At 54.7% G+C, this 14003-nt stretch carries 17 protein-coding genes; 6 read left to right on the top strand and 11 right to left on the bottom strand.

Features of this window, described 5'->3' with window-relative positions; all coding sequences use genetic code 11:
* Window positions 1-55: 55 nt before the first annotated feature.
* Together FE795_RS08345 and FE795_RS08350 are read right to left on the bottom strand one after the other, a co-directional pair.
* A complete protein-coding gene (locus tag FE795_RS08345; protein WP_165477564.1) occupies window positions 56-208 on the bottom strand; it encodes a hypothetical protein in 153 nt (50 codons plus the stop codon).
* Window positions 209-286: 78 nt separating this feature from the next.
* Window positions 287-520, bottom strand: coding sequence for a hypothetical protein (locus tag FE795_RS08350; RefSeq protein ID WP_131071749.1), 234 nt, complete (start codon window positions 518-520; stop codon window positions 287-289).
* A gap of 249 nt (window positions 521-769) precedes the next feature.
* Here FE795_RS08350 and FE795_RS08355 point away from each other — a divergent pair, with 249 nt between their 5' ends.
* A complete protein-coding gene (locus FE795_RS08355) occupies window positions 770-1048 on the top strand; it encodes a hypothetical protein (protein ID WP_131071750.1) in 279 nt (92 codons plus the stop codon).
* A gap of 310 nt (window positions 1049-1358) precedes the next feature.
* Here FE795_RS08355 and FE795_RS08360 read toward each other — a convergent pair whose 3' ends face one another.
* Complete coding sequence (locus tag FE795_RS08360) at window positions 1359-1733, bottom strand: hypothetical protein (protein WP_131071751.1); 375 nt, start codon at window positions 1731-1733, stop codon at window positions 1359-1361.
* A gap of 366 nt (window positions 1734-2099) precedes the next feature.
* Window positions 2100-3413, bottom strand: a complete 1314-nt coding sequence (locus FE795_RS08365) for a ParB/Srx family N-terminal domain-containing protein (RefSeq protein WP_219236071.1) — start codon at window positions 3411-3413, stop codon at window positions 2100-2102.
* Window positions 3414-3841: 428 nt separating this feature from the next.
* On the opposite strand from FE795_RS08365, the gene FE795_RS08370 reads away from it, so the two are divergent.
* From FE795_RS08370 to FE795_RS08385, 4 genes are all read left to right on the top strand, one after another.
* Window positions 3842-4972 carry an NAD(P)/FAD-dependent oxidoreductase gene (locus FE795_RS08370; RefSeq protein ID WP_003800161.1) on the top strand — a complete coding sequence of 377 codons (1131 nt, stop codon included), beginning with the start codon at window positions 3842-3844 and terminating at the stop codon, window positions 4970-4972.
* 38 nt (window positions 4973-5010) lie between these two features.
* Complete coding sequence (locus FE795_RS08375) at window positions 5011-6084, top strand: YkvI family membrane protein (RefSeq protein WP_003800160.1); 1074 nt, start codon at window positions 5011-5013, stop codon at window positions 6082-6084.
* Window positions 6074-6688, top strand: coding sequence for a helix-turn-helix domain-containing protein (locus FE795_RS08380; RefSeq protein WP_219236072.1), 615 nt, complete (start codon window positions 6074-6076; stop codon window positions 6686-6688). The genes FE795_RS08375 and FE795_RS08380 overlap by 11 nt, the downstream gene beginning before the upstream one ends.
* Before the next feature lie 189 nt (window positions 6689-6877).
* Window positions 6878-7372, top strand: a complete 495-nt coding sequence (locus tag FE795_RS08385) for a hypothetical protein (RefSeq protein ID WP_230406302.1) — start codon at window positions 6878-6880, stop codon at window positions 7370-7372.
* A 139-nt stretch (window positions 7373-7511) separates the two neighbouring features.
* Here FE795_RS08385 and FE795_RS08390 read toward each other — a convergent pair whose 3' ends face one another.
* From FE795_RS08390 to FE795_RS08410, 5 genes are all read right to left on the bottom strand, one after another.
* Complete coding sequence (locus FE795_RS08390; protein WP_219236073.1) at window positions 7512-8435, bottom strand: formylglycine-generating enzyme family protein; 924 nt, start codon at window positions 8433-8435, stop codon at window positions 7512-7514.
* A 159-nt stretch (window positions 8436-8594) separates the two neighbouring features.
* Complete coding sequence (locus tag FE795_RS08395) at window positions 8595-9206, bottom strand: hypothetical protein (RefSeq protein WP_219236074.1); 612 nt, start codon at window positions 9204-9206, stop codon at window positions 8595-8597.
* 82 nt (window positions 9207-9288) lie between these two features.
* Window positions 9289-9489, bottom strand: coding sequence for a hypothetical protein (locus FE795_RS08400; RefSeq protein WP_230406303.1), 201 nt, complete (start codon window positions 9487-9489; stop codon window positions 9289-9291).
* A gap of 132 nt (window positions 9490-9621) precedes the next feature.
* The gene (locus FE795_RS08405) at window positions 9622-10989 is read right to left on the bottom strand and encodes a TrkH family potassium uptake protein (protein ID WP_219236075.1); all 1368 of its coding nucleotides are present in this window, start codon (window positions 10987-10989) and stop codon (window positions 9622-9624) included.
* Between the two features lie 3 nt (window positions 10990-10992).
* Window positions 10993-11580, bottom strand: a complete 588-nt coding sequence (locus tag FE795_RS08410; RefSeq protein ID WP_230406304.1) for a potassium channel family protein — start codon at window positions 11578-11580, stop codon at window positions 10993-10995.
* A 222-nt stretch (window positions 11581-11802) separates the two neighbouring features.
* On the opposite strand from FE795_RS08410, the gene FE795_RS08415 reads away from it, so the two are divergent.
* Window positions 11803-12903, top strand: a complete 1101-nt coding sequence (locus FE795_RS08415; protein ID WP_003800143.1) for an alkene reductase — start codon at window positions 11803-11805, stop codon at window positions 12901-12903.
* Window positions 12904-13097: 194 nt separating this feature from the next.
* Here the strand turns inward: FE795_RS08415 and FE795_RS08420 are convergent, their stop codons facing one another.
* Entirely contained in the window at window positions 13098-13517 is a 420-nt protein-coding gene (locus FE795_RS08420) for a PaaI family thioesterase (protein WP_003800142.1), read from the bottom strand.
* The gene (locus tag FE795_RS08425) at window positions 13514-13975 is read right to left on the bottom strand and encodes a GatB/YqeY domain-containing protein (protein WP_059317657.1); all 462 of its coding nucleotides are present in this window, start codon (window positions 13973-13975) and stop codon (window positions 13514-13516) included. Before FE795_RS08425 ends, FE795_RS08420 begins: the two co-directional genes overlap by 4 nt.
* Between the last annotated feature and the right edge of the window lie 28 nt (window positions 13976-14003).

The following is a 14003-nucleotide window of genomic DNA, read 5'->3' on the forward strand; positions in this document are numbered from 1 at the left end:
CTTGAACACCGGGGGCTGCGTTACAGACTCGTTGGGGCGAGTCTGCAAGAGCTACTTATTTGCCTTTCGGCTGGTCCTGCGGTGACTTGTCATCTTTTTTGTCATCCTTCTTGTCGTCTGGATGCATGGCTGCTTTTCGATCAGGAGAAGGTGACGGTTTTTGGGCTGGGTTTTGGGGCTTGTTAGGTGAGCTTGGTGTTTGTGTCATGAGAGACTCCAATAGGTGAATCATCGCAGCAAACCAGGCGTGTTGAGTGCACTGCTTTGCGCTGTGATACACAGATAGTTAGTTAAAAATGGATTGATCGTTTTGCGCTGGAGGAGGGTGGCGAGGCTTTTCGTCGCCGATGGGCTCATCGTTTACAGGTAGCGTCTGATCGTCTTCGTGGATCCGTTCGATTTCAACGGGGCGTTTGTCGCGGGGGTCAGGGATAGTTGGTTCGGCGGGGTCGGTGGCCGAGAGAAGGGGGAAGCGAAGTAAGTTAACTTTTCTTCCAATGGACCCGAGATAATGTGTCATAGGCACTCCTGCCATGACTGGCGGGATATTTCTCAGAGGGTCTGAGCAACAGGGCCAGTAGCGCCTTCAAGGTGTCAGCGAGAAGGTCTAAGTTCATACTAGGCCGATCCTGGAAATACCCACCATGCTAATTTGTAATTCATTGTATTTTAAGGGGAATTGAGTCTGTACGCTTTGCTTTAAATCCACTTGAAAGGCTGGGGAGGGCTATACTGAACTCTCATTTAACTGTCGGTTAGAGAGGGCGTTATGAATACAGAGGTCTCATCAGTTGGTGGGCAATGGGATGATGATGGCGGATCTCAATTGAAAGCCCTGGCAGTGTCACGAGCCGTGGATCAGCTAGATGAGGATGATCAGTTGATACTTGGTTTTTTGGGGGCGTCGTTATTGAGCTTATGGGATGATTTACCTGCCAGCGAGCAACAGAGGCTGTTGAATAGCCAGGCTATCAAAAGTGCATTTGATAAAGCAGAAATCAAAACTCGAATTCAGCGGCTGGAAGAACATTTCAAGCGGTTAAAGTAGTCGTTCGCCTGCTTAGGGTCACTGTAATCTGCCTAGCCTTGCCTACTGCCATGTGTTGTCGAAAAAAAAGCCCGCTCTATGGCGGGCCTCCTTTTAGCTGTGGGAGTTTTGTGGGAAACGAACGGTAGTTAGTAGTCGCTTATGGGCACTTAACTTCATTTTTGCGTTCTTTGATCTGTTTAAAATCAATGGCTTAGGTTTTGTCTGCTTGCATGGGGTGCAAGGGGTCGAAGGTTCAAATCCTTCCGTTCCGACCAAATTTGAAAAGGCCTACAGCATTTTTGCTGTAGGTCTTTTTCTATTGCAGTAATCAGTTATATCCAGGGGGCTGCGTTTCTACAATGTTCTTTGCGCCCATATAAATGGGTTCGTTGGGATGCTCAGTGCAGTAGTTACGCATCCGTTGTGCAATCTGCGCTGGAGTCAGGCGGATTTGTCCGTTTTGCGGTCTGTGAAGATTGGTTGCGGATATAAAGCCTTGCACCCAGGACATATAAGCCAGACTCATCGTGGCAAAAAGCTCGCCATCCGAAGGATCTTTCCACATTGCGTCGTGTGCCCGCATGTCCAGCGCCTCGGCCATGCTCTTGCATGGGTGGTGGGCCCCCAAACCGTGTCCGATTCCCTGGGCGTTTGCGGTTGTCGTGCTTACTAACAGACAAGCAGCCCATACTATTTTTCTCATTGTGTCCTCTCCCGCGCAAAGCGCACTTGTATTGAATTTGAACGTCTTGGTTTCACGCTGCTGCCTTGTGTGCGTTGACAGTCTGGATGCCGGCATGTTTTAAGTTTGGCATGCTAGGGCGTTCAAGACTCCTGGTAGTGCTACGCCAGGGGCAGCACATTTTATTTGGCTTCGCCCGGGAATTGGGGTTTATCGGGGGGCGAAATCGATCGACGCCACCCATTCTCGCGAGCAGCGTCATGGCTCATGAGCGGGATGGCGCCCTTATTAACGTAAAGGGCGCTCATGCCTCAAGACAAGAAGCGTGGGGCCAACAAAAAATCCCGAATGCAGGCTTTTTGTTGGCTTGATTCCCACGATCCCGCTTTACCAACCCCAGCAAGTCCCCGATGCTGGCTTGCCGCAATGGCGGTAGTTCACCGCAAACCAGAGTTTGCCGGCGCCACGCGGGCTGCCGTCGGATTTGACGTCGTTGCGTGGCAGCTCTTCCAAGGTATCGCGAGCGGTCTTGGTGACCGATCCACTGGCCGCATCAGCTTCCAGGGTGATACGACCCAGAGCGGCAGCGTCACGATCTTCAAAGACCAGATCCGTATCTTGCAAGGCCGACATTTTCAGAGAGGCATCGCGCACAGCTGCCGCATAGCTCGTATCTGAGCCGCCGGTTTGCAGGGCCTTGTTCAGGGTGCTGGCTGCCAGAATCTGCTCTGGTGTAGCGGGCGGGGCCATCAGGTAGGCGTCCAGTCCGGGGAGTTGGCCTGCTGCTGCCTGACGGCGCAGCCAGTCGCCCCACAGAAACTCCGCGTACTCGGGCAAATTCCCGTTTTTGTAGGCAATATCGCGCGTGAAGTACACCAGAGAACGATAGCGGTCTTCTTGCATGCCTCCTGCCTCTTGGTCGTTGGCCAAACCAAGACGCGTAGGCAGTTGTTCCACGGTGATGGGCTGATTATGGCCATCTCGCAGCCAAACTTGTTTCTCCTCGCTCATGCGATCCCAGAAAGCAGGTGCATCATGCAAATCGCTGTAGTTGGCGCTGACTTTGACCCAGACGGGCAATTTCGGACCGCCATCAGGAATCTCACGCAGAGTGGAAAATGTGTGGTGACCATCGGTCAGGTAGAGATTGCCGTCCCAGCCGACCACCACAGTTTTAAGATTTTCGGTCTGCGAGCCCAACGGGTCTTTACAGAGATATGTCGTTGGTTGATCCAGACGCGCCGCTTGTACTTCGGCCAGGGACAGGAATTTCTGGGCACGTTCCGTGCCGCCCATGTCCTCGCAGTAGTCATCAAATTTCTTGCCGATGGTGCGATTCAGATAGTCCAGCTGTTGTTGGGGATCGTGTGCCCACGTGGGGCGATCCAGGTCGCCCTGCCAGCGTCCCAGCTTGTAATAAACCTGATCGTAGCCAATGGCGGCCTGAGTGGGATGCAGTTCTTCGATACGAACTTTGATCACATCACCTGCTTTGCGGTCTAGATAGGCAGTATTACGTGGTGGCGGCGCTGGCTCTTCGCTGGCAGGGGGAGTGACGACGGGAGGATCGACGAGGGCGTTGCCGCCGGTGCTCGATCCACTGTCGCAGGCTGCCAGAGCCAGAGGCAACAGGGCAATACCCAGAGTGCGCCATAAGGGGCGCCGCACGAGTTCGAGAGGGGGCAGGAAGGCAGGATTCATAGTCCATTAAGAAATGTTGTTGGAGGACCTTTCATCATGAGGGCTGGGTATTGCCGGAAGATTGCATTCAGAAACATTAATGAGCTGTCTTTCCGGTTGTTGGACTCATGGCTATAGGGTGGGGCGTGCTGTTGAGTTTGAGCCCACTTATTTCCTGCCTGCAGGAGGAATGCGGATCGCCTAAATGGGCCTGTATATAGCCTGGCCTGGGCTGTATCGAGTGTGGCATGACCATACGCAGACTAACTCATGATCTGGCCTTCTGGGTGGCCCGTATTTTTGGGACGTAGGTAGTGTTGTCTTTAGCTCTCTGGCGGGGTTGTCAGCGTAAGGTCAGCCCTTAAAGTGTCCGCCTAGTAAAAACCCTCTTGGCCGTTTTCCCAGGAAAGGCCTACTATTAGCCCTCGATTATCGGATATGAGAATTTTATGGTGTACGACTACCTGATCGTGGGCGCCGGCATGGCTGGCGTGTCTTTGGCTTACCGTTTGCCCCGTGATGCCCAAGTCCTGATTCTGGAAAGAGAGTCTCATGCCGCCTATCACTCCACCGGGCGTTCGGCTGCCATGTTTGTGGAAACCTACGGCACCGAGACGATTCGTGCCTTGACAGTGGCTGGCAATGACTTTTTCAGTCATCCCCCTGAGGGTTTTACGGATCAGCCCATCCTGTTGCCTCGAGGCGTGCTGTACGTGGGAACGGCCGAGCAGCAGGATTTGCTGGACAGCCAATATCAGGACTGGCTGGAGCAGGGCCTGGATGTCAGCCGCCTGAGTGCTGAGCAGGCTTTGGCCTTGGTGCCCTGTCTGGACCCGGACACGCTGGCCGGCGCCTTGTATGACGGACAGGGCCAGGACATGGACGTCCATGCCTTGCATCAAGGTTTTTTGAAGGGCGCACAGGCGAAAGGAGTGAGCTTGCGTCTGGATGCCGAGGTGGTATCGGCGCAGTGGGATGGCGAATGCTGGGACGTCCAGCTCGAGGGTGAAGCGACCCGCCTGCGCACCCGTGTGCTGGTTAACGCGGCAGGTGCCTGGGCGGATACGCTGGCCCAACGCTGTGGCGTGCAGGCATTGGGCATTCAGCCCAAGCGTCGCTCGGCTTTTTTGTTCTCCCCGCCAGAGGGGGTCGATCATCGCCAATGGCCAGCCGTGATTGATATCGGCGAAGAGTTCTATTTTAAACCGGACGCAGGCATGTTGCTCGGGTCGCCCGCCAATGCGGATGATGTGCAGGCGCATGATGTGGTGGCTGAAGAACTGGATGTGGCCACCGGAATTTATCGCATTGAAGAGCGCACCCGATTGCGTATCCGTCGCCCTAGCCATACCTGGGCTGGGCTGCGCAGTTTCGCCCCAGATGGAGAGTTGGTGATTGGTCAGGATGCGCAATGTCCTGGTTTTTTCTGGCTGGCGGGGCAAGGTGGCTATGGAATTCAAACGGCGGCAGGGGCGTCCTTGCTGGCAGCCAGCCTGTTGCAACAGCAGGAACTGCCTGAATCGTTGAAAGCCTTGAACATTGATCCGGCTGTGGTGTCACCGGCTCGTTTCCGAACCTAAAAAAACAAGCAGCACTTTGATCTCCCGGAGGGGAAGGCATGTCAAATATAAAAAATATCCTGGGCATTGCGATGGCCTTTGTTGGCGTGGTGGTGGGCGCAGGCTTTGCTTCAGGACAGGAAATATTGCAGTTTTTCAGCAGCTTTGGCTACTGGGGGCTGTTGGGAGGGGTGGTCAGTGGCTTGTGTTTCACGATATTGGGCATGGCGGTGGGGGAACTGAGCCAGGTCTCCGTCTCGCATTCGTTCAAGGAAGGCTTGTATCTGATTTGCGGGCCACGACTGGGGATGGTGGTCGATGTCATGATTACCTTCTTTATGTATGCCATCGCTGTGGTGATGTTTGCCGGTGGCGGTTCGCTGATGGAGCAGCAGTGGGGGGTTCCGGCAGAGTATGGCAGCGTGGCGGTCATGCTGATTACGGTGCTGATTGTGTTTTTGCGCGTGGACCGCGTGATGGCGTTTATCGGCAGCATCACGCCCGTTCTGGTGTTGATGGTGATTTTTTTGGCGGTGTATAGCTGGAATACCCGTGACCTCCCGCTGGATGAGCTCAATGTCATCGCCCATACCAAACCCCAGGGCGCGGGGCATTGGCTGGTCGCCGCCTTGCTGTACGTGTCCTACAACATGGTGGTGGGGGCACCTTTTCTGATGATTGCAGGCTCGCAAGCCACGTCGCGCCGCAATGCGTTGCTGGGAGGGCTGCTTGGGGGGCTGTTATTGGGTGTGCTCATTGTATTGATCAGTGCCGGTGTGTTCGGTCGCATCGACTCGATTGGCTCGGCCGCCTTACCGATGCTGATGCTGGCGACCGAGCAGTCCAAGTTCTTGGGGACGGTTATGTCTGTGGTGATTTTCGCCATGATTCTGACAACCTCCGTGGGAGTGCTCTACGCTTTTTCGGCTCGCATTCTGCCTCCCAATACGCGTAGATTCAATATAGGCACCGCGATTGCCGGCGTGCTGGGATTGGTGGGCGCCAAGGTTGGTTTTATTAATCTGGTGGGCACGGTTTATCCATTTTTCGGCTATCTGGGCTTTGTTTTGATGGCCTGGATTCTGATTGCCTGGTTCCGTTTGCGCCGCTTACAATCCAGGAATGCTACGTAATGAACTGCTCAGCAAGGAACAGGTAGGAGCTCGCCTGCGCCAGGCCCGACATAATCAAAAACAGACACTCAAGCAGTTGGCTGAAAAAACCGGCTTGGCGCTTTCCACCATTTCCAAAGCGGAATTGGGGCAAGTCACCTTAAGTTATGAAAAATTCGTGGTGTTGGCCCGTGCCCTGAATATCGAAGTCGGCTCTTTGTTTGCCGTGCCCGATCAGGAAAGCGCACAGGCTTTGCCGGTGAGCGCAGTGGGTATTTCCAGCCACAAATCCACTGCGACCCCCGGTTATGCGACCCGTAATTACGAATACGGTTTGTTGTTTGGGGAACTAAGCGGCAAGCACATGAACCCCATTTTGGCCGTGATCGATTCACGCGATGCCAGTGAGTTTGACGATTATATTCGTCATGCGGGGCAGGAGTTTGTGGTCGTGTTGTCTGGCTCTATTGCCATTCAATTTGAAACCGGTGAAACCTTGTTTCTGGATAAACACGAATCTGCATATTTTGACAGCGGTATTGGGCATATTTATTTATCGACCAGTCAGGAAGATGCCAAGGTGGTGGCGGTCTGTACCAGCGGTTTTCCGCCAGGGATGGCTTGAGGTTTCTGGCCGAGGGATAAGGGATTAAAGTTTTTCCGGCCCTTTTTTTACCGCCGATTTTCTTTTCTCGTTTGCTTTTGGCTGCTATTAAGATTTCGCGCATACGTACCTGAATATGATTATTCTGCTTATTTAATAATTGTTAGTTACAATGCCGTTTCTTATAGTAAAAAAAGTAAAGGGTTAAGAATGAGGAAGACTGTCTTTCTGGCTGCGTTCATGTTGACGGGTTGCGCCTCCATTACCTCCGAGTCCAATCAGTTGGTGCGTGTGGATGCGGTGGATGAGTCAGGAGAGAAGGTAGAAGCGGCGCGCTGCACTTTAACGAATGACAAAGGTGAGTTTGTATCAGAGGCTGGCAAGCATGCGAGAGTGAGCAAATCCAGCAAGAACCTGAGTGTGAGCTGTACGGCTGCTGACAGAACAGACGAAGCCACGGGCACCTTGATCTCACGAGCAGGCGCTGGCATGTTTGGCAATATTATTTTTGGTGGCGGGATTGGCGCCATCATCGATCATAATCGCGGCACCGCCTATAACTACCCCGATTGGGTGGAGTTGGTGTTTGGCAAAGTGCTGACATTTGATCGCACAAACAACAAGGAAGGTCGGCCCATGAAGGAAGCCGACCTGCTGGTTGATCCGACTCAGCCTGCTGAGGCGGTGGTCGCCGCCAATCCTTGATCAGCCCCTACGGGCTAAGTAGCCCCCAAGATGGGCTTGGTTTCACAAGCTTGGGGGGCAGGTACATGTCAGCGGGATGTGTGCGCATGAGCGTAAGCCCCTGCTGGCCGGTCTGCTTGCCAAGGGCTGTCAGACAGGGCTAGGGCTTGTCAGTTGCCTCATCAAACACAGCGGGGGCATCGCTGCTGGGAACGCGGGTGGGAGCAGGAGCTCCGTTGCTTTTCAAGGGGGCCACACAGCGAGCCGTAGCGTGTTGGAAGTAGGCGGTGCCGGCCGGGTAATGGCGTAAACGGGCCAGTTCCGGCTTGGCTTGGATGCTGCTTTCGGATAGGGGAAAGACGATGCCGCGTGTGGGGATGGTATTGCGTGATGTGCTGGCATCGTCGCCGCCGCCCTTGACGACCCTGACATGAGGCGGGTCGCGCGTGGGGTCTGAGATGACCCATTCATGCAGACCGTTCGCCATATCCTGGATACCGAGTGGGTTAGCCGGGAAAGAGCCAATATCGTAGTGCTGTGTTCGTTGCTCCTGATCGGGCAGGTTGCGCCCTTCTTGCCATTGGCCATTGTCGGTGGCCCAGGGAAAAGCCTGACCGCGGCTGCGGGCAGCATACTCCCATTCAGCCTCGGTAGGCAGGCGCATATCCAGACCACTGTTTTGACCTAACCAGGCACAAAATGCCTCCGCTTCGTCATAAGGCATATTGGCGGCTTGTTGTTCGTCGCCTTTGACCGCTTGCCAGCGGGCAGGGCGCTGGGTCTGTTTTAGAAAGCGGTCATACAGAGCGTTGCTGGCCTCTTTCTTCATGATGGAAAATGCATTGACTTCGACGGGGTAGGGCTCCAGGGCGCCTTGGTCAGGCTGGGCTACCCATTGCACGCTTTGTGCGCCGTCAGGGGTTCGCATGGGGACCTGAAAATTGCCGGCCATGAAGGAGCCGCCTTCTACTTGTATCAGTTCGGGACCGGGTTCGGGGCTGGAGGGCAGTGATCTCAACACCAGTAAGAGCAATACGCTGGCAACGATGAGAGTTGCACTGATCCGGACGGGGGTATGACGCAATCTGGGTTCCTTGTCGCTGGCTTTGGTATAAGTCAGCGTTTCATCGATTTGTGGGTTGTGCTTTTCAGGCCCCGTATTATTTCACGCTTGCTTCCGTGATGGGTTTGCCTGTGCGCAGAGTTTACTCATTTAAGTCAGACGACGGGGTCGACCAGGCACTTATTCGGCAGGAACCGCGGTTTTTTTGGGGATGACGCTCAGAGGAATACGAATCACCTGCCCTTCTTGAACCACAATGCTCCAGCGATCAGCTTGAAACAGCGCAGGGCTGACTTCAAATACCGCCACATCGGAAACGCTGACGCCAGGATTGATCTTGTCGGGCCCCACGGTGTCCAGATCATGCGCGTAACGGTAGTCCTGGCTTGCCCGTCGGTTCGGGGCGAACTTCTGACCGGCGGCATTCGCCAGGAAGAGGCGTGGCCGGTGTACCTGCGGGTTCAGAGGACGGCCTGAGGTGTTGGTGTAGCGGTAATGCAAAATGATAAATAGATTATTCTGGCGGGCGGGTGTGCCCATCTCGCCTTCATTCGGCTCATTTTGGGTGTTCCACCCGATCAGCTCGATATGCAGGCGCACTCCCCGATACTGAGGCGAGAGCAGGGTGGCTCCGTAGTTCAGCACGGAAGCCGCAGGTGGGATGGGCGCGATGGGAGGGGGCGCAGCAGGCTGCGTACGGGTGGATAGAATCCGGTCGTTTTGACTGTAAGCGACGGCAGACCACAGGGCCAAAGTGACACACAGCCAAAAACGGGAACGGGGAGCAATCATGGGGCGAGGCGAACAAGAGGCTTCATCGGTTACAGGGCCGGTCACGGTGACCCATATGGCAGGCCGGAAAAAAATAAACGGCTCATGGGCCGTTTTTCTTCACTACTTTTTTCAGATCATCCAGCTCTTTGCGCAGAGCGACGACTTCGTCACTGAGTAAACCAATGACGGCCATTTGACTTTGGTACATCTCTACCAAGGGGTGGTAACTGATACCACGACTGGTCAGTTCCCGACAAAGCGCGCTAAGACCGGTTCCAGCGCGCTTGGTTAAGGTTGCCATCTTCCTGTGATCCATAAGCCTGCGTCCTGATCCGTAGTTGTTCGATGTTTACATCCGTTAACCATACCAAAATTCGATGACAATAGTCATTTTTCTTAAAACTTCTTGTATATCGGTGGCTTGGCAATTGCCTTAGCCCACCTGAAAGTTTCCCTCCGGATAACGAACCCGGCTGCGTTTGCGGGTGGCCAGCGTGTACACCAGGGTCAGAGGCCCGAGTCGACCCGCAAACATCAGGATCATGATCAGGATCTGGCTGGGCAGGGATAGTTTGTGGGTGATGCCGTGGCTCATGCCGGTAGTGCTGAGCGCGGAGGCCGCTTCAAAGAGCAGGCTGGTAATGGGCATGTCTTCAAACAGCGTCAGCAGCAAAACACTGATGAAATACAGGGCGCCGGTGATCAGGAACAGGGCCAGGGCTTTCTGGACGGTCTCAGGCGGTACGCTGCGTTCCATCAGAACGACTTCTTCGCGTTGACGGATATAGGAGCGCACGGCTGCCAGCAGCACAATCAAGGTGCCGATCTTGATGCCACTGGCCGTACTGAGTGAGCCGCCACCAATCAGCATTAGCACAATCAAGGTTAACTGGGTGCTGTCGCGCAGATTGGCAATATCCATGGTGGTGAAGCCGGCAGTGCGGGTCGCGGCGTTCTGCATCCAGGCGGCCAGTGCCTGGTCGCCGGTGCCCAACATGCCCAGGGTGTGCGGGTTGTTGAATTCCAGTGCCCACAGGCTTAAAAAACCGATCAGATTCAGTACCAGCGTTCCGATCAGGATGAGCTTGGTGTAGGGCAGGAGGGTTTGCCAGCGTTTTTTCTGGCCGACATCGGCAAGGACTGTAAAACCGATTCCGCCCAGAATAATCAGACCGGACAGCGTCATGACTGAAATAATATCGCCGGAGATGGGGATCAGCGAGTCATGAAACAGTGAGAAGCCGGCGTTGTTAAAAGCCGTCACCGAGTGGAACAGGGCGCGATACAGGGCCGTTGTCCAGGGAAAATCGATGGACCAGCGCAAGAACAGGATGGCGGCTGCGATCAGTTCAATCAGGGCAGCAATCTTGAAAACCTGGAAGGCCGTGCTGCGGATACGGGACACGCTGGTCTGATTAAAGGCTTCCAAAGCCAGCGCTTGTTGGCTGACACTGATGCGCTTGTGCATGGTGATCGCCGCAATCACGGCGAAGGTCACAAATCCCATGCCACCAATCTGCACCAGCAGCGCCAGGACAATTTGTCCGAAGTGGGTTAGGTCCGTGGCCGGGTCAATGACCGCCAGCCCGGTGACGGTGACCGCCGAGGTGGCCATGAACAGGGCCTGGAAAACCCCCAGACGGTGTTCAGCGGCTTGTGGCAGGCTGAGCAAAAGGGTGCCCAGGATAATCAAGGCCATAAAGCCCAAGGCCAGCACCAGCGGCGGGCTGGCGCTCAAGGTGCGAGCATGAGGATGGACCTCAAGACGGCGGGTAAAGCTATTGGGCAGCCAGTTGCGCATACATCAGACCAGTTTGGGGGCGGCAGTACGAAGTGCTTGCAATTGCCCAAACAAAATGAGCAGATCCTTGGCATGCAGGGAGAAATCAGGGCCGGGCTGAATGGTGGTCTGGCCGCGGCGCTTGACCAGCAAGACTTGGACATCGGTCAATTGCTCGCGCAGTATATCCCGTATGGTCTGGCCATTCATATTGTCGCTGGCGGTCACCTCCACAATGTAATCCCCATTTCCCAGGGTGATGTAGTCGTTGACCATGGGGTAGCTCAACATTTGGGCAACGCGTATACCCATTTCTTCTTCGGGGTGGATAATCCGGTTGACCCCAATCTTGGCCAGAATCAGATGCTGGGTATGGGAAATGGCTTTGGCCCAGATGGTGGGGACGCCAAAACTTTTCAAATGCACCACGCACACCAGGCTTGATTCAATATCCGCCCCAATGGCAACCAGAACGACGTCATAATTGTCCAGCCCCAGCTCCTCCAGAGCCTGACGGTCAGTGACATCGGCGATGACGGCACGGTTTAATTGGTCGGCGTATTTGTTGACCAGTTTCGGATTGGTGTCCACTCCCAGCACGGAGTGTCCCATTTTCATGAGTTCCAGAGCGCAGGCTGATCCAAAGCGGCCTAGCCCTATGACGGCGAACTGTGCCATAGCTTATTTGTTCCGTTTGATGCTTGAAACAATTTCAAGCCAAATTAAGCGTTGATGGTATAAAGAGATATCTGGTAAAAACCCTTATCGGGTATTCCCTTGGGCGCGTGTCGTTCAAGCCCTGGCGGAAACATCAATAGTGGACAGTGTAAAACAATGGTTAGTTTGTTTGATCCAATCAAACTGGGTGATATTGAGCTCATGAACCGCATCATCATGGCGCCCATGACACGCGCGCGCGCCTCGGAGGGCCGTATGCCCAACGATTTGATGCGTATGTACTATTGTCAGCGGGCCAGTGCGGGGCTGATTGTAGCCGAAGCGACCTCGGTATCGCCGCAAGGCGTGGGCTATGCCCACACACCGGGCATCTGGAGCAGCGCGCAGGTAGACGCCTGGCGCACGATTACCGAAGCCGTGCATGCCAAGGGGGGGCGGATCGTTCTGCAATTGTGGCATGTGGGGCGGGTGTCTGACCCGGAGTTTCTCAATGGGCAGATGCCGGTAGCGCCTAGTGCAATTGCCTGTGACGGCATGGTCAGCCATTTAAGCCCCGAGCGTCCTTTCGTGGTGCCTCGCGCCTTGCGCATAGAAGAAATTGCCGACATCGTGGACGATTTTGCTGTAGCGGCCCAAAACGCACTCAGTGCGGGCTTTGATGGGGTAGAGATACACGGTGCCAATGGTTATCTGATTGACCAGTTCTTGCACGATGGGTCCAACACGCGTACCGATGCGTACGGCGGAACGATTGAAAATCGGGCGCGTTTCCTGTTGGAAATTGTGGATGCGTGTGTGGCCATTTGGGGTGCCGGCCGGGTGGGTGTGCATTTGTCTCCACGGGGTGGTTTGCATGGCATGAAGGATTCCGATCCGGCCCGCTTGTTCTCTTACGTGGCCTGTGAGCTGGATCGCCGCGATATTGCCTTTTTGTTCTTGCGCGAAAGTCCGGCCTCGGACAGCTTGTTGCCCATGATCAAATGTCAGTTTGGTGGCGCCATTATTGCCAATGAGCATTTTGATTTGCCCACCGCACAGACCACTTTATCCAAAGGCATGGCCGATGCCGTGTCGTTCGGTAAGGCTTTTTTATCCAATCCGGATTTGCCATTGCGTTTGCAGTTACGCGCTCCCCTCAATAGCTGGGACCGGGATTCGTTTTACACCCAGGGCCCCAAAGGCTATACGGATTATCCATTTTTGAAAACCCAGGCAGACTGTGAGCAGTCGGTGGGTGAGGATTTGCAGACGCATTAATTCGGCGCTCTGGTTAAGTCGCTTGAAAATAAAAAAGCCCGTTTGATGCGGGCTTTTTTAATGGAATTTGTGGTGATTCGGTAGTGGATTGAAACAAGGTGCCGTTTTTGAATGATTGTGTGCGGATGGCTGATTTACTGGTGTCAACGCTGGTTTGACGGTGCCCGTTTAGGCAATCCCTTGGCGCGTGGCGTTCAGCTACCGCGCACAACCCGAAAAGTGGCTGCCGCTTTAACCAGCAAGCGCTCCTTCTCGTCGTATCCGCCTCCTTCGCAATAGGCGGTGTCGCCTTCCAGATAGAGACACCGGGCTTTGAACCAGACATCGCCACGGGCTGGGAGCAGGAACTGGGTGTTCATGTCGATGGTGGCCATCCCTGAACCAGGGCGCTGGGCTCGCGCGGCAGCGCTGAGCGTGAAGTCCAGAATAGCCATCAAGGTGCCTCCATGTACATCCGCACGGGAGTTGGCATTCCAGGCTTGCCAGGGCAGAAAAGTGATCACTTCCTGCTCGGTGCTGCTGACGGTTTGCAGGCCCAGGTGCTGCATCAAAGGGATATGAGTGCCGAAGAAATCCTGTTTGGGCTGCGCCAGTTCGGCCTGCAAATGCTTCATGGATTCAGCTTCTGCTTCACTTGAGCGGAAACTTGAGACATATCGGCACGACCGGCCAGTTTGGCTTTAACCAAACCCATGACCTTGCCCATCAGTGCGGGACCTTGAGCGCCTTCCGATTGGGCTTGGGTAATTGCATCGGCAATTGCAGCATCAATTTCTGCCTTATCGGCCTGTTGGGGCAGATATTCTTGCAGAATCTGCAATTCTGCTGCTTCTTTCTCGGCGCTTTCAGTGCGACCGGCCGATTCAAAAGCCTGAATGGATTCGCGGCGCTGCTTGACCTGTTTTTCAATGATGCTTGTGACTTCGGCATCGCCCAGCTCCGTACGCTCATCCACTTCACGTTGTTTGATCGCGGCTTGCAAAAAGCGCAAGGTCTCCAGGCGCGCGCTATCGCGAGCGCGCATCGCCGTTTTGATATCGTCAGCTAAACGGATTTTGAGTGTTTGACTCATGGTGGTTCCTGATTGAACGGGCAAAGCC

The organism is Alcaligenes ammonioxydans (genome assembly GCF_019343455.1).
Lineage (GTDB): Bacteria > Pseudomonadota > Gammaproteobacteria > Burkholderiales > Burkholderiaceae_B > Alcaligenes > Alcaligenes ammonioxydans.